Origin of the sequence: Mesorhizobium neociceri, from assembly GCF_013520985.1 — a bacterium.
GTDB lineage: Bacteria > Pseudomonadota > Alphaproteobacteria > Rhizobiales > Rhizobiaceae > Mesorhizobium > Mesorhizobium neociceri.
The window spans coordinates 393,296-415,886 of record NZ_JACDTY010000004.1 but is presented as its reverse complement, the minus strand read 5'-3'; the positions used below and the strand labels follow the sequence as shown (position 1 = coordinate 415,886).

Genomic DNA, 22,591 nt, shown 5'->3' with positions numbered 1-22,591 from the left:
ACCAGAATGTCAAGCGGCGATCGCGGCGATCAAATCGCGTTGGTGGAGGACCTGAAATGGATGCCGTGTACATCGTTGCCGCCAAACGCGCGCCGATCGGGAAGCTGAATGGCGCGTTCGCCAGTCTCTCAGCGGCGGAGCTGGGTGGGCAACTCATTCAGGCGATGCTTGCGGACACCAAGCTGGCGCCCGATTCCATCAGCGAGGTAATCATGGGTCAGGTGTTGACTGGCGGGGCCGGACAGAACCCGGCGCGACAGGCGTCGCTGAAGGCCGGCCTGCCGGTCGGCGTTCCTGCCATGACCGTGAACAAGGTGTGCGGCGCCGGCCAGAAATCGATCCATCTCGCCGCTCAAGCCATTCGCTGCGGCGACGCCGACTGCGTGATCGCCGGCGGGCAGGACTCGATGACGTCGGCGCCGCATGTCATCTCCGGCGTACGCGGCGGTATCCGCATGGGCGACCGGATCGTCAAGGATTCCATGATCACCGACGGGCTGTGGGACGCCTTCCATCAGGTCCATATGGGCGTAACCGCCGAAGCGCTCGCGCAGCGTTACCAGATCACCCGCGAGGAGCAGGACAGCTTCGCGCTGCGCTCGCAGGAGAAAGCGGACGCCGCCATCCGTACCGGACGATTCGACGATGAGATCGTGCCTGTCTCCGTTAACGCCGGCGATGTTGTCGTCGACCGTGACGAACATCCCAATACCTCGACCACAATGGAAGGGCTCGGGCGGCTGAAACCTGTCTTCGATCCGGCGGGCACGATCACTGCCGGCAACGCCTCGGGTCTCAGCGATGGCGCCGCCGCGGTGCTGGTGATGTCGGAAGCGCGGATGAACGAACTCGGCTTGAAGCCCCTCGCCCGCATCGCTTCCTACGCGTCAGCGGGAGTCGAGCCGATGGATATGGGTCTGGGCCCCGTCGCGGCCTCGCGTCTCGCGCTTCGGAAGGCAGGTTGGCGTTCGTCCGACCTCGACGTGATGGAGATCAACGAAGCCTTCGCCGCTCAAGCCATTGCGGTCAACCGCGAGATGGGCTGGAATGAAGACATCATCAACATGAGCGGCGGCGCCATCGCGCTCGGCCATCCGCTGGCCGGCTCAGGCTGCCGCATCGTGGTGACGCTGCTACACGAGATGGCTCGGCGCAATGCCATGAAGGGCCTCGCCTCGCTCTGCATCGGCGGCGGCCAGGGGGTGGCGATCTGCCTGGAACGATGAAGCCAGATCCTGCAGTGATAGATAGGTTCAAAGCCGGAAAGCAGGCACCGGTAACCGCTTCAGATCTAAACTGGTCATCCGCAGACTGAATGTTTGGAAGGGGGTTCGAGTCCAAGGCGCCGAGGTGAATATGGCCATAAAATGTAACAAAATCGATCAGTTAGAGTGTTGGCTGGCTCGGATGGTGTGCCAAGAATATCGATTTCATTGACTTTTTCGTGGGCCAGAATCGGAAGTCTTCCCGTATTGTCCCGTATCGTCCCGCCACTCGAACATTGCTTCCCGCGAAGACCCGCGTCTTCGTCGACTTTGTCGTCGAGGGCTTTCGTCGTGATCGCCTGGCCTCATCGACTTTGCTCGGGCCTGGTCGATCTTTGTGGCGTGATGCGAATTCGGCTCTCAGACTCACGAAACTCAGTCCGGAAGCTGCCGCCATTTCACCATCCTCTCGCGCAGATCGACGACTTCGCCGTCTACCGTGAAGGACCCGTCTCCCTTGTGGTGTAATGTCCGCCGCTCCTTGCGGTCGGAATCGATCCAGATCCTGAGCGCCTCGAGAAGGAAAAGGCTATAGGTTTCGACCATCGTGTCGTCGGCAATTCGGCATTCGATATTGGCGAGACATTCCCCGATAAGTGGCGGCCCAACGTCCTGCGCGGATAAGGGCGACAGCCCGAATTTCTCGAATTTATCGACCTTGTCGCCCGAACAGTTGCCGATGTCGACCACAGTGCGCGCAAGGTCAACGGTTGGAATAGCGATCACGCATTCGCGGCTTTCGCACAATGCTCTGTAGCTGTGGTCCCACGGTCCGATGACGCATCCAATCAGCGGCGGCGCGTGCTGGACCATCATATGGAAGCCCATCGTCATCACGTTCGCTTTGCCGTTTTGAGCAGTCGTGACCAGAACGATGGGACCAGGTTCGAGCAGTCGGTAGGCATGGGATGCAGGCATTTCCTTCATGAGAGTTCTCCTTGGTAATTGACTGCGCCCACAAGCTCTGAACCGTACGACAACAACCGCTGACGGGTAGAGCGCGATGGCGCTCACATCGATCGCCGGCTCAGCGCGGCTTCAACTCCAGACCGCCAAATACTGTCTCGATGACCGCCTCGATGTAAGCGTCGGAGACCTCGGAGTTGACGTACGGAACGAGGAGCCGGTGATAGATCGGGCCATATAAAGCATCGAGCACGACATCCGGGTCCAATCCGGGTCTCAGTTCACCATTGGCTATGCCACGCCGCACGATCTCGCGGGCGATCTGTCGCCGCGGTTCGACCCAACGCGTCTTCACGGCCTCCAGCAGCCTCTCGTCGGTTTGCGCCCGCCCCAGCAGCGGCCGCATGATCCTGCCCTGCTGGCCGCGGTAAGCCCGTGCGAGCAGTTTCATGGACACTGCAAAACTCTCTCGCGCCGTGGCTTTTTCCTGAATCGGCGCCGCTTTCGTGACTTCGGTAAGAAACGCATCCATCACGATTGCCGAGACATTCGGCCATCGGCGATAGATGGTCGTTTTTGCCACGCCGGTCCGGTCCGCGATACCTTCAATCGTCAGCGCATCGAACCCCACCTCTTCACCCAGGTCCAATGCGGCACGGAGAATCGCCGCCGTAGCATCCGCGCCGCGGGGGCGCGGGGTGGCGACGCTCGCCGCTTCTTTTGGATTTTTCTTTTCCATCGATCCTTGCCTGTAGTCCATGTGCAGAGGCAGCGGGCAGACCTCACAAAAACCCGCGACTCGGCTTGACAAGTGTACGCTACGTATCGTAGTTTGCAAGTAGACGCTACGTATCGTATCTTTACACGTGGATTCCATCCCGCAAGTCGGGACTCCACAGATGCTGCTCACCGAAGCAGCCCTGCCGGATGACCGTCCTGAACGGAGTAGTGCTTATGGCTTCAGTTCATACAGAGACCAACGGTCCCGAGCAGCCCACTCCGGGGGCTGCGGAGAGTTCATTGACCGTGGCTGGTGAAGAACTCCGGGGCACATCGTCCCCTAAACAAGAGGCCAACCGACATTCGGTTCAGCTGCGGGTCAATACCCAACTTCATGCGGTCGACCTCGATCCCCGTACGACGCTGCTCGATGCGTTGCGCGAACACTTGCACCTTACCGGAAGCAAAAAGGGTTGCGACCAGGGTCAATGTGGCGCCTGTACCGTCCTCGTCAACGGACGGCGCATCAACAGCTGCCTCACCCTCGCCGTCATGCATGAGAGCGACGCCATCACCACCGTTGAGGGACTGGGCACGCCCGATCGCATGCATCCGATGCAGGCGGCTTTTGTCGAGCATGACGGCTTCCAGTGCGGCTATTGCACGCCGGGACAGATCTGTTCGGCGGTGGCGGTGCTTGACGAGATCGCCTCCGGCGTTCCGAGCCATGTCACAGTCGATCTCGCTCGGCCGATCGCGCTGAGCGAAACGGAAATCCGTGAGCGCATGAGCGGCAACATTTGCCGCTGCGCCGCATACCCCAACATCATCGAAGCGATCCGCACGGTTGCAGGAGGACGGCCATGAAAGCCTTCACCTACGAACGCCCAGCCAGCGCGGCCGAGGCTGCAGCAGCAGCGGTGCGTATCCCCGGCGCAAAATTCATTGCCGGCGGCACCAATCTGCTGGACCTGATGAAATTGCAGATCGAGACGCCGACGCATCTTGTCGACGTCAATAGCATCGGCTTCGACCGGATTGAGCCAACCGACCAGGGCGGTCTACGCATTGGCGCGCTTGTCCGCAACACCGACCTTGCTGCCGATCCTCGGATACGCAGGGATTACGGCGTGCTGTCCAGGGCGATTGTCTCCGGCGCCTCCGGTCAGCTTCGCAACAAGGCGACAACTGCCGGCAATTTGTTGCAACGAACACGGTGCCCCTATTTCTATGACACCGATATGGCATGCAACAAACGCACGCCGGGTTCGGGCTGCGCCGCGATCGGTGGCCTCAACGCCAATCACGCTATTCTCGGCGCCAGCGAAGCCTGCATCGCGACCCATCCTTCGGATATGGCGGTCGCCATGCGGGCGCTGGATGCCAGCGTTGAGACGGTTGCGCCCAGCGGAGCGTCGCGCAGCATCCCGATCGCCGATTTGCATTGCCTCCCCGGCAATACCCCGCATGTCGAGACCGTTCTGGAGCCGGGCGAACTGATCACGGCAGTGACGCTGCCAAAGCCACGCGGCGGCTTGCAGCTTTACCGCAAGGTGCGCGAGCGCGCTTCCTACGCCTTTGCCACTGTCTCGGTGGCGCTGATTGCCAAGATCGAGGAGGGCCGCCTCACTGTGGACCGGCTTGCCTTCGGCGGTCTCGCGCACAAGCCTTGGCGTGTCGAACAGGCCGAACATGCCGTCGCCGGCGCCGTGGCCGATTCGATCGCCGACGTCGTGCTCTCCGGCGCCAGGCCAACCGAACAGAACTCCTACAAGCTGCCACTCGTCCGACGGACGCTCGCGGCTACTCTTGAACACGCACGCGCAGGAGCATCCAGATGATAGGCGCCGGCATCAACCGCATCGACGGCCCGCTAAAAGTCACCGGACGCGCCGTGTATTCATATGAACGGCAGGACGCGGGCCAGCCGTTCTACGGTTTCATCCGCGGCGCGGCGATCGGAAAGGGCAAGATCGCCGCCATCGACACCGCCGAAGCCGAATCGGCTCCCGGCGTGCGCCTGGTGCTGACCCATCGAAACGCTCCCAAACAGGGGGCGTTCGTCAACAAGCCGACGATCTTCGACCGGCCGCATCCGCAACTGACCACCGACCGGATTGAATATTTTGGGGAGCCGGTGGCGTTTGTCGTCGCGGACACCTTTGAACAAGCCCGCGCCGCTGCGGCGCTGGTGAACCTAACCTATGGGCGTGAAGACGGCGCCTTCGATCTTGCCAATCATGCCGATCAGGCAGAGCCGCAGGCGACGCTCAGTATCGGCCTGCCGGGTGAGACGCGCTTCGGTGACCTCGAGGCAGCGATGTCGGCCGGGCCGGTGACCATAGACCAGACCTATACGACGCCATACCACTTCTCGCAGCCAATGGAGCCGCATGCCTGCCTCGCCGACTGGCGCGACGACCATCTCACCGTCTATCTCGCGACCCAGACCGTCGCGCAAAACCGCATCGCGCTCGCCGAAACGCTGGGGCTTGCGGCAGATCAGGTGACCGTCGACGCGGCCTTTGTCGGCGGCGGCTTTGGTTCCAAGCTTTATCTCCACGCCGAGGCCGTTCTCGCGGCGCTTGCCGCGCGCAAGCTGGCCAACCCGGTCAAGGTCGCCTTGACGCGCCGGCAGGTCTTCACCCTCACCGGGCACCGGCCCGAAATGATCCACCGCGTGCGCTTGGCGGCGACATTGGACGGGCAACTGACCGGGCTTGGGCACGACGTCAATCTTCAGGCGGCTGTGGCGGAACCGTGGATCGAACAGGCGGCGACGGTGGCGCGCTCGCTCTACGCAGCGCCGAACCGCCTGACCCGGCACTCGATCACCAATCTCGACCTCAAGGCGGCCGAGGCGGTGCGCGGCCCTGGCGAACTGCCGGGCCTGCTCGCCTTCGAAACCGCGATGGATGAGCTTGCCTATGCGCTTGATATCGACCCCGTGGAGTTGCGACTCAAGAACGACACCGCGATCGATCCCGAGTTGGGTGTGCCGTTGAATGGACGGCGACTGGCCGATTGCCTGCGCGAGGGTGCCAAGCGTTTCGGCTGGGATAGACGGCCGAAGACGCCGGGTAGCCGTCGCGAGGGAGATCACCTGGTCGGCTACGGCATGGCGGCCGGAATCCGCATGCATTTCCAGGGGCCGACGGGCGCCATCGTTCGCATAGAGCCGGACGGCCGCGTGATCGTGCGCTCCGACACTCCAGACATCGGCACCGGCACCTACACCATCGCGGCGCAGATCGCGGCCGAAAGCTTAGGGATCGGCGTTGACCAGGTGACCGTCCAACTGGCGCATTCGGACTTTCCGCCGAGCGCCGGCGCCGGAGGCTCGTGGGGCGCCTCCAACCTGTCGATCGCGCTCGACCGGGCGTGCCAGCAGATCAGGAACAGGATTGCCGAAGCCGCTGGCTTGGGAGCCACTCCCAACGACATCCTCGCCGACGTCGGTCGCTGGTTTCCAGAAGGCGTTGAAGCCACCGGACAAACCATTGGCCAGGCCGACGATCCGAACTTCAAGAATTATTCCCAGAACACCTATGGCGCCGCGTTTGCAGAAGTCGCCGTCGACATCGCCACCGGCGAAGTCCGGTTGCGGCGCATGACCGGCGTGTTCGCGGCCGGCCGCATCGTCAATGCCAAGACCGCCCGCTCACAATTGATGGGCGGCATGATCTGGGGCGTGAGCTCGGCACTGCACGAGGCAGCCCATGTCGACCCGCGCTACGGCAACTGGGTGAACGGCGATCTCGCCGAATATCTGATGCCGGTGCACGCCGACATTCCGGCCATCGAGACGGTGTTGCTCGACGACTATGACGAACACGCCAACCATCTCGGCATCAAGGGCGTTGGCGAACTGGGCGTCTGCGGCACGGGAGCGGCGGTCAGCAACGCAGTGTTCAACGCAACCGGCATCCGGGTCCGGGACTTTCCGATCACCCTGTCCAAGCTGCTGTCGGGACTTCCGCCGATGAGGACGGCGGCGTGATCACTCCCCGAACGCAGCAACTGGACGAGGAGCGCGCTGCTCGCCAGGCCGAGACTTCATCCAGGCGCGCAACCAGCGCGGTGAATTCCGGTTCACGTTCATGGCCTTGCCAAAGACCTTGCTAACGACTTTGGGAACCGCCGCGTCGTCACCAAAGATCCTGCGCAAGGCATCGGAAATCTCACCTACCGTTGCACGCGCACGCGCCGCTTCCACGGCGGCCGTTTCACGGTCGACGGCGGCACACTCGATTTTAGCGACCGCATGACGAATTGGCGGCAGTTGCCATAAGCCACCACGGCGGCAACCGTAAGGATTTGCTCGGATGAACACTCCAAAGAAGTCAGACTCGGTACCAGGCCGAACGCATCCCTATACCGGCCTGTGGATCACCGCAGACGGCCACGTCGCCACAACCTGCTCCCGAACGGTCGCTATGACGAAGCGCGCGGCCGTCGCGAAAGCGCTTACCGGGGCCGATACGAGGTCCGTGGTAACCATATCGATTATTGGGATGACACTGGTTTCACCGCTGACGGTGAGTTCAGAGACGGGATCCTCTACCATGCCGGGATGGTGCTCTATCGAGACCGAAAAGTTCCGGGTTAGTGTCTATGCAATTTAGATGGAAGATTTGGCGACGACACGCCATCCACTTCGAGCGTTCTGCAGCACTAAGTGATCAATGAATCGTCTCAATGAGATGTTCGTGATGGCGCTCATCGCCTTTCAGAACCGATCGGCAGTTCTCGAATCATCCCAAGCCTGGCCAACCGGCGCGCGTGGAGAGCATTCGGGCGGTGATGTCGATCACGTCGATTTCGGGATCGGGAATGAGCGTGCGTCAGTCGCCGCCCAACGTGGCAAAGCCAAGCGATCGTAACGTTTGAGCCGCCATGCCGCGCCGATCAGGCCCATCCGCAGATCAGGTCTGACTGTCATGCTTCCAAGCTTCATAGGTGCAAGTTCAAAACCGGTCGGCCAAGGGGCGCCGATGGAAAAGGAGGCGGGATTCCTCCCACCTCCTTTCTTGGCTATTTCGCGATGCAAGTGTCGGCCGTCTCCGGCGTGCAGACGTCAAGCCCGGTGTAGGTCGGGTCGGTCGGAGCCGGCTTACCGTCCTTCATGTCCTTGAGCGCGAACATGGTCTTGTAGCCCATTTCGAACGGACGCTGACCGACCTGGCCGAGGGAATATCCTTCCTTCATCTGTTCAATCTGGGTGGGCAGGGTATCGGCAACGACCAGCGCCAGTTCCTTCTTGGCGATCTTGTCCTTGTACGGCTCGACCGCTGCGCGGTTGGCGTCCGGCACAAATTGCGGGAAGCCGCCGGTCGGCACGAATGCGTCGAGGTTCGGCATCTTCGCCATGAAATCTTGAAACTGCTGCACCGACAGCGGGAAATCGTCGTTGGTGTAGAGAGGGCAGCCTGGCGCCTCCGTCCAGCCGTTCTGGCCGGTCAAGGGATCGCCCGGCGAAGCGGCCGACTTGGTCCCGGAGAGCGTGTCGCGGATGCCCTGCATGCGCTCGTTGTGGTTTGCGGCAGCCGCGCCACCGGACTGGATGCAGATGGTGCCGCCTTTCGGCTTGATCGTCTGGACGATCTTGGCGAGGTTCACGCCGATCTCGTAGTTGTGCGTCCCCACGTAGGCGGCGCGCAGATCCTTGTTCTCGGGCAGCGTGTCGGCGTCCCAGGTCAACACAGGAATACCAGCTTCCTTCGCCGCCTGCAGCGCTACGGCCATCGCGGCCGCGTTCGCCGGTGCGACGGCAATGCCATCGACCTTCTTGGCAACCAGATCCTGCACGATCTGAACCTGCTCTTCACCGCCGCCATGTTCGCCGGGGCCGATGTACATGCACTCGAACGCGCCGTTGGACTCTGCCTCCGCCTTCTTGCAGCCATCCCGGGCCTGGTCGAAATACGGGTTGTTCATGTTCTTCGGCACCAGCGCAAATACGAGTTTTTGCTGGGCGTAGGCCTGTCCAACCGTGAGCGCAGACGCGGCGACCGCGGCTGCCAAAAGATATTTCTTCATCGATGTTCCTCCGTTTGTTGTGTTCACCTCAAGATTTTCCACCGGCCCAGGCCGGCAGAACTCTAGCCGCGCTTGATGATGAAGAAGGACTTCAGCGATCTGCCTGATGTCCCCATGCCAAGCAGCACGGCGAGAATGATGAAGATGCCGACGAAGGCACCCTGCCAGTTGGAATCGATGCCTGCCATCAGCAGCGCATTGCGCACGACCTCGAGGAAGGCCGAACCGATAACCGCGCCAAACGCGGTGCCATAGCCACCCATCAGGCTGGCGCCGCCGATGACGGTGCCGGCGATGACACGCAACTCGTAGCCTGTTCCGACCGCGTTGATCGCCGAGCCGCTGTAACCCAGCAGGAGCAGCGATGCGATCGAGGCACAGAAGGACGAAAACACATAGGCCTGGAATTTGATCTTATCGACCGGCACGCCAGTCATGCGCGCGGCAGTCTCATTGCCGCCAATTGCAAACAGATGGCGGGCCCAGGCGGTGAAGATGAACACCCAGCCGAGCGCTAGCGCCATGACCACCATCACCCAGAAGTGGGACGAGAACTGCGGTATCCAGTTGGGAACCCAGCCGTCCGGCGAGTGAATGGGCCACTTCGCCTGGCCGATGGCCTTTACGATCGGCGCGTCAGGTCCAAACTGATAGAGCATCTGGTTGCCTGACAGCACGACAGCCAGCGAACGCGCTACCGACAACATGCCGAGCGTGACCACGAACGATGGCATGCCGATATAGGCGACGAAAAAGCCGTTGAACGCCCCGCAGGCAATGCCGGCCAGAAGGCCCGCGATAAAGGCCACGTACCAGGAATAATGCGCTGTCAGGAGCACGCCGGCGACGATGGCGACGAGGCCCATCACGGATCCCACTGACAGGTCGATGCCACCCGTTATCAGGACCACGGTCATGCCGAGCCCCATGATGGCGATCGGCGCGAAATTGCGGGTGATGTTGGTTGCGTTCTCGGCGGTGCCGAAACTCGGTTCCAGCATGGTCATGAACACGACAAGGACGAAGAGTGCGACCGACACCCAGAAGGCCTGACTGGTTCTCAGCTTCTGAAATGCGGACTGCTCCACGATGCCGACGATGTCGGCAATCGAGGCGTGACCTTCCTGCGAGGATTGAACTTGATTAGGCTGCACGGATCGCTCCCGTGATTAGTCCGGTGATTTCTTCCGGAGATGTCTGATCAGTAGGCTTGTCGGCCACCTTCGTGCCGCGCCGCAGAACGACGATGCGATCGCACACTGCAAAAACGTCCGGCATGCGGTGGCTGATCAGGATCACCGCAACGCCGCGCGCTTTCATGCGCCTGATCAGGTCCAGCACTTCGGCGACCTGGCGTACGGAAATCGCAGCGGTCGGTTCGTCCATCAGGACGAGTTTGGCATTGGACAAACGGGTTCGTGCGATTGCGACTGCCTGGCGCTGACCGCCCGACATTTTCTTGACGAGATCGCGCGGCCGCGTTTCTGACTTCAGTTCACCGAACAGCTCCGCCGAACGATCGATCATCGCCTGCTTGTCGAGGATCCGGAAAGGCCAGATGCCCTTTTTGAGTTCTCGACCCAGGAACACGTTCTGCGCGGCGGTCAAATTGTCGGCCAGCGCCAGATCCTGATAGACGACCTCGATCCCCTCATCGCGGGCATCAAGCGGCTTGTGGAAGTGGCAGGCCTTGCCGTCTACCCTGATCTCGCCTTCGCTCGGGGGGAAGTTTCCCGAGATCAGTTTGACCATCGTGGATTTGCCGGCGCCGTTGTCGCCCATCAGGCCGGCCACTTCACCGGGTTCGATCGAAAAGCTGACGTCCGACAGCGCCCGGATTGCCCCGAAGCTTTTGCCAACGCCCTGCACTTCAAGCAAAGACACGTGGTTCATCCTCCCTGGATCGGCGGCTCTTGGAGTCTCGCCTCGCCTCATTTGCAATGGAAATTGCGTATGAAGTTCTTATGCAACAATGCTTATTGCAGAGTTTGGTAATTTGCAACAACTATTTTCGATATCGATTAACTATATGTTTTTGATGAGATATTTTCTGCCGCATCTTGCACGAAATCGAAGTCGAGTGATTGTCGGGGATGTAGCATCCGCTCAGTTGCAACGTTTCCTGTTGCGGGCTGAGAGGCCTAGGGTAGCGGCTTCCGGTGGTTGCTTAGCGGCTGGGATGCTATCGATGGCCGTTCAACTCTTTGCCGTTGACCACGAGCATTGGGTCGATCCTACTCTCGAAGAAATCGAGCACGTTCTGCACCGCCGACACCGCCATCCGTTCACCGCATTCGATCGTAAGGCCGGCAATATGAGGCGACAGGATCACTTGATCGCAGGACAGGAGCGGGTTGTCGGCAGCGGGTGGTTCCTCGTCGAACACATCCAGGCCGGCGGCCGCCACCTTGCCGGACTCAAGCGCTGCAAGAAGTGCTGTTTCATCGACGACGCCGCCGCGCGCGGTGTTCACGAGCCAGGCTCCCGGCTTCATGAGGGAGAACTCGCGCTTGCCGATCATAGGAGCATCACCCTTGGGGGCATGTACGGAAATAGCGTCCGCCCATTGAAGGGCCGGCGCCAGATCGGAGACTGCTTTCGCAGGGCCCTCCGGCCATCCGACTTTTTCGAGATACGGATCGTAGGCGGCGATTTCCATGGAAAAGGCAGCCACCATCCTCGCGAGATGCCGGCCGATGCGTCCGTATCCGAGAATCAGCAGACGCTTGCCGGCCAGTTCCGATGCTTCCAGCCTGTTTCGCCAATTCCAGGCGCCCTCGCGAACTGACCTGTCCCCGCGCACAGCATGCTTGGCGCAGGCAAGGAGCATCATCATGGCGTGCTCGGCGACAGATATGGAATTGACGTCGCCAACGACAGCGAGCGTGATGCCGCGCTTGTTGAGGGACGGCAAATCGACAGAGTCGTAGCCGACACCGTGACGGGACACGATCCGGAGCCTGCCCGCCATCTCCACGGTTGGGGCCGAGAGGGGCTGTGTGCGGATCACCAGCCCGTCGGCCTTGCCGATCAGTGGGGCATAACTTGGCTCGGAGACTTCCTCCACGTAGTCATAGGTTATGCCGGCGGACTGCTCGAGCAAGGAGATTCCAGCCGGATGGAGTTTCCCGGCAACCAGAACATGCGGCATCAGTACCCTCCCTTGGAACCGGCGCTGACGCTTGATCCGCCCGTGAGTTCCCTGAACTTTTTGATATTCGCTTCTGCCGCACCGGCCAGCATGCGTACGTCGTTGGAGACGGTGGTCATGTTGTAGCCCCACCCGATCGCACGCGCCGCGTAGGCCGGAGTTCCACAGTGCAATGCCGCGGCTATGCCGGCTCTTTTGCAGGCCGCCACAATGCGCTGGATGGCCTCGATCATCTCCGGTTCTTCGCGGTCGAAGGCAGGCGGCAGGCGGCCCTGGGTCATGCCGAGGGTCAGGTCGGCCGGGCCAACGTAGATCCCGTCGAGCCCTGGGGTCGAGGCAATCGCGTCGAGGTTGTCCATCGCCTCGGCGGTCTCAACCATGGCGAAGGCAAGTATCTCGCCGTTGGACTCCGAAGCATAGTTGGCACCGGCCGCGAAATTCACGCGTGTCGGACCAAAGCTTCGGCTGCCCTGCGGTGGATAGCGCAGGTAGCTGACAAACTCGGCCGCTTGTTCGGCGGTATTCACCATCGGACAGATGACGCCATAAGCACCCGCATCGAGCACTTTCATGATGATGCCCGGCTCCAGCCAGGGCACCCTCACGAGTGGCACCGTGGCGGAGGCCCGCATCGCCTGCAGCATTGGCAACAGGCCGTTGTAGTCGAGCGCTCCGTGTTGGAGGTCGACGCCGATGCTGTCGTAACCTTGCGCCGCCATGATCTCGGCGGTGAAACTGTTGCCGATTGAAAGCCAGCCATTGATGGTCGGCTTCCCTTCCGCCCAAAGCTGCTTGAGCCTGTTCTTGATCATGTAACGTTCCTCAGAATACGACTTGAGCCAGCTTGGTATCGAGATAGTCCCGGATACCTTCAGCGCCGCCTTCCCGGCCCATGCCGGAATGGTTGGTCCCGCCGAACGGTGCCTCTGAAGCGGCGAGCGCAAAGCTGTTGATGCCGACCATTCCGGCCTTGAGCGTCGCGACAACTCTGCGAGCACGCCCCGCATCCCGGGTAAAGGCGTAGGCAGAAAGCCCCATCTTCGAGGCGTTTGCCCGACCCAGGACCTCCTCTTCGGACGAGAAGCGGGTGATGGCCGCGACCGGACCGAAATTCTCCTCGGCAAAAACGGTCATGTCGTCTGCGACGTCTGTAAGGACAGTCGGCTCAAAGAAATGACCGGAGTTGAAGGCTGGCGAGCGGCGACCGCCGGCGGCAATCCTGGCCCCGGCCTTTTCCGCGTCGACGACGATCTTTTCGATTTCGTCGAGCCTCCTGGAATTGATCAGGGGCCCCATCTGTACCGTTGGATCGAGACCATCGCCCAGCTTCAGGGCTTTGGCCCGCGCGACGAAACCGTCGACGAAAGCATCATGGACCTTTTCGTGGATAAAGAAGCGGTCCGGGGTGACGCAGACCTGTCCGGCATTGGCGTATTTTGTCGGCACCGACACGTTGAGGGCGGTCTCGATATCAGCGTCATCGAAGACGATGAGGGGTGCGTTACCACCAAGCTCCATCGACACTTTCTTCACCGTATCGGCTGCGTCGCGCAGCATTTGTTGCCCGACCCGTGTAGACCCGGTCAGCGACACCTTGCGCACAAGCGCCGATGCCATCAGCGGCACGTAGGTCGTGGCCGTCGACCCGACGAGAAGGCCGACCGTGCCGGTGGGCAGCCTGCCCGCGCGCAGGCAGTCGATCATCACCATCGCGACGCCTGGCGTCTGGCTAGAAGGCCGAAGGATGGCCGAACACCCGGCGGCAAGCGCTGGGGCGATCTTGCGGGCGACGAGCGCTGCCGGAAAATTCCATGCTGTAAAAGCCGCCACGACGCCGATCGGCTCGTGCAGCACTTCGAAGCGGCCTCCCGGGACGCGGCTTTCGATGATGCGGCCGTAAATGCGCCGAGCCTCTTCAGCATACCAGCGGAACTGATCCGTCGCCAGAACCCACTCGCGTCCGGATTGCGCGATGGGCTTGCCAGTCTCCAACGTAATCATCCGGGCAGCTTCGTCCTGCCGCCGGGTCATTTCGTCGGCGATGGCATGAAGCGCGTCGGCGCGTTCGAACGCGCTCTTTGCCCGCCACGCGGCAAGGCCACGTTCGGCCGCCGCCAACGCAGCTTGCGCATCTTCCAGCGTGGCCGTCGGCGCTTCGCCAAGGGAACGTTCGGTGACGGGACTGGCTACCGTCGCCGTGCTGCCGTCGGAGGCGGCGCGCCATTCCCCATCAATGAAAAGTCCGTATTTGTCATACATTGCCGCCACCGATCTCGCTGGTGCGGACCACGCGACGTTCGGCAACCGATTTCATCGCGGCTTCGGCGAGAACCAATGCAAGGCGCCCGTCCTCGAAAACGACCGACGGCTGGCGTCCGCTTTCAATGGCGTCGACGAAGTCGTCGATTTCAGCGTTGAACGCTTCCCTGTAGCGCTCGATGAAGAAGTGGAGGTAGGGCTGTGCCCGATCCGTTAAGCCCTCGGCGTAGAGACGGGCCTCATGCGCGCGGCGGTTTTCGGAAATCGCCATGCCGGCGAATCCGAAAGCCTCGACGCGCTGATCGTACCCGTAGACGGCGCGGCGTGAGTTGTTGATGATGCATTGCTTGCCGCTCGCGGTGTTTAAAACCACGGTCACCGTGTCCCAGTCATTCGTCTCGGCCATCAGGCCGGGGTCGACCAGCCGGCTGCCGGTCGCAAAGACTTCGACAGGCTCTTCACCGAGCATGAAGCGAGCCATGTCAAAATCGTGGATGGTCATGTCGCGAAATATGCCGCCGGATACGCGTATGTAGGCAGCTGGCGCCATGCCGGGATCCCGCGACGTGATGATCACCTGGTGAAGCTCGCCGAGCTCGCCACTATGGATGGCCGCCCGCACCGCCGCATGCCCAGGGTCGAAGCGACGGACGAAGCCAATCATGATGGGCAGTTTGGTGCCACGGATATTGGCTGCGCAGCGATCGACGCGCTTCAGGTCAAGGTCGATGGGCTTCTCGCACAACACCGGTTTGCCGGCCGCCACTGCCCGCTCGATATAGTCGACATGGGTGTCTGTCGCGGTGGCGATCAACACGGCATCGACATCGCTGGTGTCGAACATGGCGTCGGCCGATGCCAACGCAGAGACCCCAAGCATGGCCGCCACTTCGTCGGCCGCGGCGCGATTGACGTCATAGACCGCCGCCAGCTTCGTTCGTGGGTGCGCGGCGATGTTGGCCGCGTGCATACGCCCGATGCGCCCGCATCCGAGCACGCCAATTCTGAGCATTGAATTCCTCCGCAACAATATTTTTGCAATGATCGTTGCAAAGAGGTTGATTTGTCAATGGCTATTCCGTAAAAGTCTGGACAGAGGAAATTCGCCAGGGAGGAAGCGATGACGAAGACCATTCGTCTGACGATGACGCAGGCGCTTGTGCGCTATTTGAGCAATCAGTTCACCGTCATTGACGGCAGCAAGGTTCCGCTGTTTGCGGGTGTGTTCGCCATTTTCGGCCATGGCAACGTCACCTGCCTGTCCGAGGCTCTGGAGGCGGCCCAGGATATGCTTCCCACATGGCGCGGCCAGAACGAGCAGTCCATGGCCCTGGCTGCGATCGGCTTCGCGAAGGCAAAGCGCCGGCGCCAGATCATGATTGCCGCCACCTCGATCGGCCCTGGCGCCCTGAACATGGTGACCGCCGCGGGCGTCGCCCATTCAAATCGACTTCCGGTATTGATGATTGCGGGCGATACCTTCGTCAGCCGCCGGCCCGACCCGGTGATGCAGCAGGTCGAGCACTTCGGCGATCCCACCATCAACGTCAACGACGCGTTCAAGGCGGTGACCCGCTACTGGGACCGTATTGTCCATCCCGAGCAGATCATCTCCTCGCTGCCCCAGGCGGTCGCGGTTCTACTCGACCCGGCCGACTGCGGGCCGGCTTTCATCGCCCTCCCGCAAGACATGCAGGAAGTCGCCTGGAATTATCCCGAGTCCTTCTTTGAACCCACGGTCCATGCGATTCCGCGCCCCCGGCCGGATCGCGCGCGCCTCGACGAGGCGGTGCGTCTTCTCAAGACGGCCAAGCGTCCACTGATCATTTCGGGCGGCGGCGCGCGTTACTCCGGTGCGGAGGCCGCTCTCGCGAAATTCGCCGAAGCGCGCGGTATTCCACTTGCTGAAACCATCGCCGGCAAGGGCACCGTGACGCACGACCATCCTGCCCATGTAGGGCCTATTGGCATCGTCGGCTCGACATCGGCGAACGCGCTTGCGGGCGAAGCCGATGTGATCCTGGCCGTAGGCACGCGGCTCATGGATTTCACCACAGGATCGTGGAGCGCATTTAGCCCCGACGCCAAATTCGTCTCGATCAACGCCGCACGGTGGGATGCCACGAAGCACCGGGCTCTGGCCGTGGTCGGCGATGCGCTGGAAGCGATCAACGAGGTCGAGGCCGCGCTTGGTGACTGGAAGGCCGACAGCAGGTGGACCGAAAAAGGCAAGGTCGAGTTTGCGAAATGGAACACGGCGCTCGACGGATTCCAGAAGCCCACGAATGACCCGGTTCCAACCTACGCCCAGGTCGTCGGCGTGGTCAACTCAAAGGCTGGCGAGCGCGATCTGCTGATCACTGCGGCAGGCGGCCTTCCAGGTGAAGTCATGAAGAACTGGCGCGTGAAAGAGCCGAACACGTTCGACTGCGAGTTCGGATTTTCCTGCATGGGCTATGAGATCGCCGCCGGATGGGGCGCGGCGATGGCGGACCCGACACGCACGCCGATCGTGATGATCGGCGACGGCACCTACATGATGATGAATTCCGACGTCTATTCATCGGTTCTCGCCGGCCACAAGATGATCCTGATCGTCTGCGACAATGGCGGCTACGCAGTCATCAACCGGCTCCAGAATGCCAAGGGCGGCGCCTCCTTCAACAACATGATCAAGGATTGCCGGGTCAAGGAGCCGTTTTCGGTCGACTTCGCCAAGCACGCCGAGGCCATGGGCGCCCTTACGCGGCGCGTCGAGAGCCTTGCGGATCTCGGCCAAGCCGTGGAGTGGGCCAAGGGGACGGATCGCACCACGGTCATCACCATTGTCTCCGATGGTTACACCTGGACACCTGGCGACGCGTGGTGGGACGTCGGCGTACCGCAGGTCAGCGAGCGAGCCGAGGTGCGCGAGGCCCATTCCGCGCAAGCCGAAGGCCGCAAGCGGCAGCGCATAGGAGTCTAAGTTTTTCGGACCCCCCAGGGCGTCCTCTGCCGGAACGATGCCACACTCCCTGAGCATTGTTCCGGCAGTTTTTTTCGCGGCGCCAAAACGTAGGCGGCGGCAGCTGGAATGATGATGGAGATCAAGATGAGAGCCAAGCTTGGCATCGCGCCGATCGCCTGGTGGAACGACGACCTCGCCGAATTGAGCGATGACGTTTCGCTGGAGGAGTGTCTGCGGCAGGCTCGCGAGGCCGGCTTTACGGGCATGGAGACCGGCCGCCGTTTCCCGATGGAGGCGGCCGTGCTCGAGCCTATTCTGAGGCAGCACGGCATGAGCGTCTGCGGCGGCTGGTTCTCCGGCCTGCTGCTTGACGGCGATATCGAAGCGGAGAAAGACCGCATCGCCCAGCAGATGCAGCTCTTCAAGGCCGTCGACGCCCCCTGCATCGTCTACGGCGAGACTGCGGGCACCATACAAGGCGACCGTTCCGCGCCGCTTTCCACCAAGCGGCGGCTCTCGGAAGACGAGATCAGAATCTATGGTCGCAAAATGACTGCCTTCGCCGAATGGTGTTCGGACGAGGGCATGCCGATTTCCTACCACCACCACATGGCCGCGCCGATCGAGACCGAGGAAGAGCTCGATTTGCTGATGAAGCATTCCGGCGAGGGCCTGGCCCTACTCTACGATGCCGGCCACATGGCCTTTGCCGGCGGCGACGTGCTGCGGGTGGTCGACAAGCACCACGCCCGCATTTCGCATGTACACACCAAGGACATCCGCAAGGCGGTCGTGGACGGACTCGACCGCACCCGGGAAAGTTTTCTCGACGCCGTGGTCAAGGGAGCCTTCACCGTGCCCGGTGACGGCTCGCTCGACTTCGAGGCGATCGTCAAGCGCTTGGCGAGCCACGGCTACGAAGGCTGGTTCGTCGTTGAAGCCGAGCAGGATCCCGTCAAAAGCCCGCCGCTCGAAATGGCGAAGATAGGGCACAGGGAATTGCTGCGCGTCATGGCCGCGGCTGGCTACACAGTGGAGGACAAGGCATGAACCGAATGGATGGTAAGATCTGCGTCGTCACCGGATCGACGCAAGGGTTGGGCGCGGCTATCGCGCGCCAGCTGGCGCAAGCCGGAGCCGCAGGCCTCGTCACCCTTGGCCGTAATGAAACCAAGGGCCGCGCGGTCGCAGCCGACATTTCGCACGCCACGGGCGTGCCGGTGCATTACATCAACGCAGACCTTGGAAATGTCGAGGATTGCCGCCGCGTGATCGCGGAAGCGGAGCGCGTTTTCGGAAGGATCGACGTGCTCGTCAATGCCGGTGCGCGGACGGATCGGGGTACGATCCTCGACACATCGCCGGAATTGTTCGACGCCCTGTTCGCCGTGAATGTGCGCGGACCTTATTTCCTCATGCAGGAGGCGATCCGGCACATGATTCGCAATGGCATCGAGGGTGCTATCTGCAACATCGGCTCGATTTCGCAACAAGCCGGCCAGCCTTTCATCAACGTCTACTGCGCCACCAAGGCGGCACTGGCAACGCTGACCCGCAACACGGCGTTTTCCGTCATGAAGAACCGCATCCGCGTCAACCAGCTGGATATCGGTTGGATGGCGTCCGATCACGAGCGGGAATTGCAGGCGAGTGAGAAGGGTGATCCCGACTGGGAAGCGAAGGCGGTCGCGAACCTGCCGTTCGGGCGCCTGATTGACCCCCGCGAGGCAGCGCGGGCGGTAAACTTCCTCGTCTCGGACGATGCGGGGCTGATGACGGGTGCGGTCGTGGATTACGACCAGACTGTGCTCGGCGCCGCACCCGGCCCGATGGCTGTGCCCGAAAAAGCGATGGCGCTCTGAAGCCATTGGAACCGCAGAAGCCGCGTTTCACTCTTCGAGGCGGCAACAGTTTCGACAACGGACGATCGGCGGCGCTGCCGCCAGAAGGAGAGCAAGATGCGGACCATAAAGGGGCCAGCTGTGTTTCTGGCTCAGTTCGCGGGCGACGAAGCACCGTTCAACAGCATCGAGGGATTGGCCGGCTGGGCGTCGGCCAAGGGCTTCAAGGGCGTGCAGATACCGACCTGGGACAAGCGCGTCATCGACTTGAAGCGTGCGGCTGAGAGCCAAACCTACTGCGACGACTATGCCGGCAAGCTCGCCGAACACGGCCTGGTTGTCACCGAACTGGCGTCCCATCTGCAGGGCCAGCTCGTGGCCCTGCATCCCGCCTACGATCATCCGGCGGATTCCTTCGCCGCACCCGAGGTGCGGGGCAATCCGGTCGCACGGCAAGCGTGGGCAGTCGACCAGCTTCATCTCGCCGCCAAGGCGTCGAGGCGTTTCGGCATAGACCGCCACGTCACGTTCTCAGGCTCGCTGCTGTGGCCGTTCCTCTATCCATATCCGCAATGGACGGACGGGCTGATCGAGGACGGTTTCGATGAGCAGGCGCGGCGCTGGCGGCCTATCCTTGATGCCTTCGACGAGAGTGGCGTGGACCTGTGCTACGAAATCCATCCTGCCGAGGACCTGCATGATGGACTGACCTTCGAGATGTTCCTGGAGCGCGTCGGCAACCATCCGCGCTGCAACATCATGTACGACCCCAGCCATCTCGTGCTGCAGGCGATCGATTATCTCGCCTATATCGACCACTATCACCAGCGCATAAAAATGTTCCACGTCAAGGATGCCGAGTTCCGGCCGGACGGCAAGACCGGCGCCTATGGCGGCTTCCAGCCCTGGATCCGGCGCGCCGGCCGCTTCCGTTCGCCGGGCGACGGACAGATCGACTTCAAGGCGATCTTCTCGAAACTCTCCGGCTATGATTTCGACGGCTGGGCGGTGCTCGAGTGGGAATGCTGCCTCAAGAATTCAGAGGACGGCGCGGCGGAGGGCGCGCGCTTCATCGGCGATCACATCATCCGCGTTTCCGAACGCGCCTTCGACGACTTCGTCAAGGCCAGTGCGGACCGCACGATCAACGATGCCATTCTGGGTATCGACAGGAGGGCACGCTCGTGACTGCGGAGTTTCAGCGACCGCTTCGGCTCGGCATGGTTGGCGGCGGCGAAGGCGCCTATATCGGCAACATCCACCGCATCTCGGCCCGGTTCGATGGCGCCTTCCAGCTTGTCGCCGGCGCCTTCGACGCGGACGCAGCGCGCGGCCACCGCTTCGCGGCAACGCAAGGCATCGATCCCACCCGATCCTATGACGACTTCAAGGCCATGATCGCCGCGGAGAACGGCCGCGAGGACCGTATCGACGTGGTGGCGATCTGCACGCCAAACCACACCCATTTTCCGATCGCCAAGGCTTTTCTCGAGGCCGGCTACGAGGTGATCTGCGAAAAGCCCTTGACCAACACACTCGAAGACGCGATCGCGCTTGAGCAGCTGGTGCGCGAGACCGGACGCTTCATGGGCGTGACCTACACCTATTCGGGTTATCCGATGGTGCATGAGGCACGCGAGATGGTGGCGGCGGGCAAGCTAGGCGCGATCCGCGTCGTCCAGGTCGAATATCCTCTTGAATGGATGGCAACGGCCATTGAGACCGCCGGCAATGTCCAGGCCGCCTGGCGCACCGACCCGAAGCGATCTGGGCGTGGCGGCTCGGTCGGCGACATCGGCACGCACGCCTATCATCTAGCTGGCTTCGTGACCGGGCTGAAGCTGGAGGCACTGACAGCGGACCTCGCTTCCTTCGTCGAGGGACGCGTGCTTGACGACAACGCCCATGTGCTCCTGCGCTACGAAGGTGGCGCGCGAGGGCTGCTTTGGTCGTCCCAGGTCGCACTCGGTTGCTCGAATGGGATTAGGCTGCGTGTCTTCGGCGAAAAAGGCGGTCTAACCTGGTTCCAGGAACAGCCGAACGAACTGACGTTCTCACCGCTATTCGGCCGAACCGAGACCATCAAGCGTGGTGCCGACGATTTGAGCGAGGCAGCGAAGGCGCGAACCCGCACACCGCCCGGCCATCCAGAGGGTTATCTTGAGGCCTTCGCCAATCTCTATCGCGGCTTTGCCGAAGCCATCCGCGCCCGTCGCGAGGGGCGCGAGGCAACGGCAATAGGGTTGAACGCGCCGACCGCCTATGACGGGCTGAAGGGCGTGGCATTCGTCGATGCAGTGGTCGATAGCGCCGAAGCCGAAGGGCAGCCCTGGCTGAAACCCTACGCCGTCTGACCGGCCATCGCAGCGGCTGCCAGGCGTGATCATTGTCCTTGCGGCATTTGGAGACAAGTCTCCTCGCCAGTCGGCTCTCAGAAAATGAGGCAATAGATGTCGATCAGAATAGCAATCATCGGCGCTGGCATCATGGGCGCCGACCATGCCCGGATTGTCGCCGAAGACCTGCCGGGAGCAAACCTCCAGGTCGTATGCGACGCCTCACCGGAGCGAGCCCGAAAGGTGGCACAGGCCTTTGGCGCGACCGATGCCGCCACGGACCCCTTGGAAACCATCCGCCGCAGCGACGTTGACGCCTTGGTGATTGCCAGCCCCGACGAGACCCACGCACCGCTGTCGCTCGCCGCGATCGAGGCCGGAAAGCCGGTGCTCTGCGAAAAGCCGTTGTCGCAAAGCGCGAAGGAGTGCCTGGGCGTGATCGAAGCGGAAGTGGAGCGCGGTCGACGGTTCGTCCAGCTTGGTTTCATGCGCCGCTTCGATCCGTCCTATCGCGACATGAAAGCGGCGCTCGACGACGGCTCGCTTGGCCGAGCGATCATGATGCATAATTTCCATCGGAACGTGGAAGCGCCGGCCAACTTCACCGGCCAGATGGCGATCACCAATTCCGCCCCGCATGAATTCGACGTCTCGCGCTTCGTACTGGGCGCCGATCATACGGCTATCTCGGTTTTCCAGCCGGGGGGTGTCGACGCATCAAAGACTGGCGCGCCGGTCTTCATGGTTCTCGAAACAGACAGGGGCCAGCTCGTCAATGTCGAGATCAACAACAACGCCGCCTATGGCTATGACGTGCGCGGCGAACTCGTCTGCGAAAAGGGATCGATCTTCCTAAATGTGCCTGCCACAACGCGCCAGAACGGTGCTCTCATGGCCTTCGAGCGCTATGCGTCGGATTGGCGCCCCCGTTTTGCCGAAGCCTACCGGCTCCAGGACAAGGCTTTCCTTCACTTCGTGCGCACGGCGGAATTCCCTGCGGTCGCCGCAGACGTTTGGGATGGCTACTGCACGGCGCTGGTCGCCGAAGCCGGTGTCAAGGCCCTCAAGGAGGGTCGGCGTGTCACCATAACGAGGGCGGAAAAGCCGTCCCTGTATGACCGGTAGGG

19 protein-coding genes and 1 pseudogene are annotated in these 22,591 nt (G+C 61.9%); 11 read left to right on the top strand and 9 right to left on the bottom strand.

Going from position 1 to position 22,591, the window contains the following annotated elements:
* Positions 1–56: 56 nt before the first annotated feature.
* Positions 57–1,226, top strand: a complete 1,170-nt coding sequence (locus H0241_RS12170; RefSeq protein ID WP_181057698.1) for an acetyl-CoA C-acetyltransferase — start codon at positions 57–59, stop codon at positions 1,224–1,226.
* Between the two features lie 414 nt (positions 1,227–1,640).
* Here the strand turns inward: H0241_RS12170 and H0241_RS12165 are convergent, their stop codons facing one another.
* Together H0241_RS12165 and H0241_RS12160 are read right to left on the bottom strand one after the other, a co-directional pair.
* Positions 1,641–2,192 (bottom strand): flavin reductase family protein, encoded by a 552-nt coding sequence (locus H0241_RS12165; RefSeq protein WP_181057644.1) that lies wholly within the window; start codon positions 2,190–2,192, stop codon positions 1,641–1,643.
* Positions 2,193–2,292: 100 nt separating this feature from the next.
* Entirely contained in the window at positions 2,293–2,910 is a 618-nt protein-coding gene (locus H0241_RS12160; RefSeq protein ID WP_181057643.1) for a TetR/AcrR family transcriptional regulator, read from the bottom strand.
* Between the two features lie 188 nt (positions 2,911–3,098).
* On the opposite strand from H0241_RS12160, the gene paoA reads away from it, so the two are divergent.
* The 4 genes and pseudogenes from paoA to H0241_RS12140 all read left to right on the top strand — a co-directional run bounded on the left by paoA (position 3,099) and on the right by H0241_RS12140 (position 7,500).
* Positions 3,099–3,758 carry an aldehyde dehydrogenase iron-sulfur subunit PaoA gene (gene paoA, locus H0241_RS12155; protein WP_235984238.1) on the top strand — a complete coding sequence of 220 codons (660 nt, stop codon included), beginning with the start codon at positions 3,099–3,101 and terminating at the stop codon, positions 3,756–3,758.
* On the top strand, positions 3,755–4,732 hold the full coding sequence (locus H0241_RS12150) for an FAD binding domain-containing protein (RefSeq protein WP_181057642.1): 978 nt from the start codon (positions 3,755–3,757) through the stop codon (positions 4,730–4,732). Before paoA ends, H0241_RS12150 begins: the two co-directional genes overlap by 4 nt.
* Positions 4,729–6,891 carry a xanthine dehydrogenase family protein molybdopterin-binding subunit gene (locus H0241_RS12145; RefSeq protein ID WP_181057641.1) on the top strand — a complete coding sequence of 721 codons (2,163 nt, stop codon included), beginning with the start codon at positions 4,729–4,731 and terminating at the stop codon, positions 6,889–6,891. Before H0241_RS12150 ends, H0241_RS12145 begins: the two co-directional genes overlap by 4 nt.
* A gap of 325 nt (positions 6,892–7,216) precedes the next feature.
* Positions 7,217–7,500: pseudogene (locus H0241_RS12140) on the top strand (Atu4866 domain-containing protein).
* 425 nt (positions 7,501–7,925) lie between these two features.
* Here H0241_RS12140 and H0241_RS12135 read toward each other — a convergent pair.
* From H0241_RS12135 to iolG, 7 genes are all read right to left on the bottom strand, one after another.
* Positions 7,926–8,930, bottom strand: coding sequence for a substrate-binding domain-containing protein (locus H0241_RS12135; RefSeq protein ID WP_181057640.1), 1,005 nt, complete (start codon positions 8,928–8,930; stop codon positions 7,926–7,928).
* Between the two features lie 62 nt (positions 8,931–8,992).
* Complete coding sequence (locus H0241_RS12130; RefSeq protein WP_181057639.1) at positions 8,993–10,084, bottom strand: ABC transporter permease; 1,092 nt, start codon at positions 10,082–10,084, stop codon at positions 8,993–8,995.
* Positions 10,074–10,823: an ATP-binding cassette domain-containing protein gene (locus H0241_RS12125; protein ID WP_210284886.1), complete on the bottom strand. Its 750-nt coding sequence runs from the start codon at positions 10,821–10,823 to the stop codon at positions 10,074–10,076. Before H0241_RS12125 ends, H0241_RS12130 begins: the two co-directional genes overlap by 11 nt.
* A 289-nt stretch (positions 10,824–11,112) precedes the next feature.
* A complete protein-coding gene (locus H0241_RS12120; protein WP_181057638.1) occupies positions 11,113–12,081 on the bottom strand; it encodes a hydroxyacid dehydrogenase in 969 nt (322 codons plus the stop codon).
* Positions 12,081–12,893, bottom strand: coding sequence for an HpcH/HpaI aldolase family protein (locus H0241_RS12115; protein ID WP_181057637.1), 813 nt, complete (start codon positions 12,891–12,893; stop codon positions 12,081–12,083). Before H0241_RS12115 ends, H0241_RS12120 begins: the two co-directional genes overlap by 1 nt.
* Before the next feature lie 10 nt (positions 12,894–12,903).
* Positions 12,904–14,340, bottom strand: a complete 1,437-nt coding sequence (locus H0241_RS12110; protein WP_181057636.1) for an NAD-dependent succinate-semialdehyde dehydrogenase — start codon at positions 14,338–14,340, stop codon at positions 12,904–12,906.
* Positions 14,333–15,352, bottom strand: a complete 1,020-nt coding sequence (gene iolG / locus H0241_RS12105; RefSeq protein ID WP_181057635.1) for an inositol 2-dehydrogenase — start codon at positions 15,350–15,352, stop codon at positions 14,333–14,335. The genes H0241_RS12110 and iolG overlap by 8 nt, the downstream gene beginning before the upstream one ends.
* Before the next feature lie 108 nt (positions 15,353–15,460).
* Between iolG and iolD the strand changes: the two genes are divergently transcribed.
* The 6 genes from iolD to H0241_RS12075 all read left to right on the top strand — a co-directional run bounded on the left by iolD (position 15,461) and on the right by H0241_RS12075 (position 22,589).
* Complete coding sequence (gene iolD, locus H0241_RS12100; RefSeq protein WP_181057634.1) at positions 15,461–17,305, top strand: 3D-(3,5/4)-trihydroxycyclohexane-1,2-dione acylhydrolase (decyclizing); 1,845 nt, start codon at positions 15,461–15,463, stop codon at positions 17,303–17,305.
* A 126-nt stretch (positions 17,306–17,431) separates the two neighbouring features.
* Positions 17,432–18,337, top strand: a complete 906-nt coding sequence (gene iolE / locus H0241_RS12095; RefSeq protein ID WP_181057633.1) for a myo-inosose-2 dehydratase — start codon at positions 17,432–17,434, stop codon at positions 18,335–18,337.
* Entirely contained in the window at positions 18,334–19,149 is an 816-nt protein-coding gene (locus H0241_RS12090; RefSeq protein WP_181057632.1) for an SDR family oxidoreductase, read from the top strand. The genes iolE and H0241_RS12090 overlap by 4 nt, the downstream gene beginning before the upstream one ends.
* A 96-nt stretch (positions 19,150–19,245) precedes the next feature.
* Positions 19,246–20,316, top strand: a complete 1,071-nt coding sequence (locus tag H0241_RS12085; RefSeq protein WP_181057631.1) for a sugar phosphate isomerase/epimerase family protein — start codon at positions 19,246–19,248, stop codon at positions 20,314–20,316.
* A 32-nt stretch (positions 20,317–20,348) separates the two neighbouring features.
* On the top strand, positions 20,349–21,482 hold the full coding sequence (locus H0241_RS12080; RefSeq protein WP_181057692.1) for a Gfo/Idh/MocA family protein: 1,134 nt from the start codon (positions 20,349–20,351) through the stop codon (positions 21,480–21,482).
* Positions 21,483–21,578: 96 nt separating this feature from the next.
* Positions 21,579–22,589: a Gfo/Idh/MocA family oxidoreductase gene (locus H0241_RS12075; protein ID WP_181057630.1), complete on the top strand. Its 1,011-nt coding sequence runs from the start codon at positions 21,579–21,581 to the stop codon at positions 22,587–22,589.
* Positions 22,590–22,591: the final 2 nt, after the last annotated feature.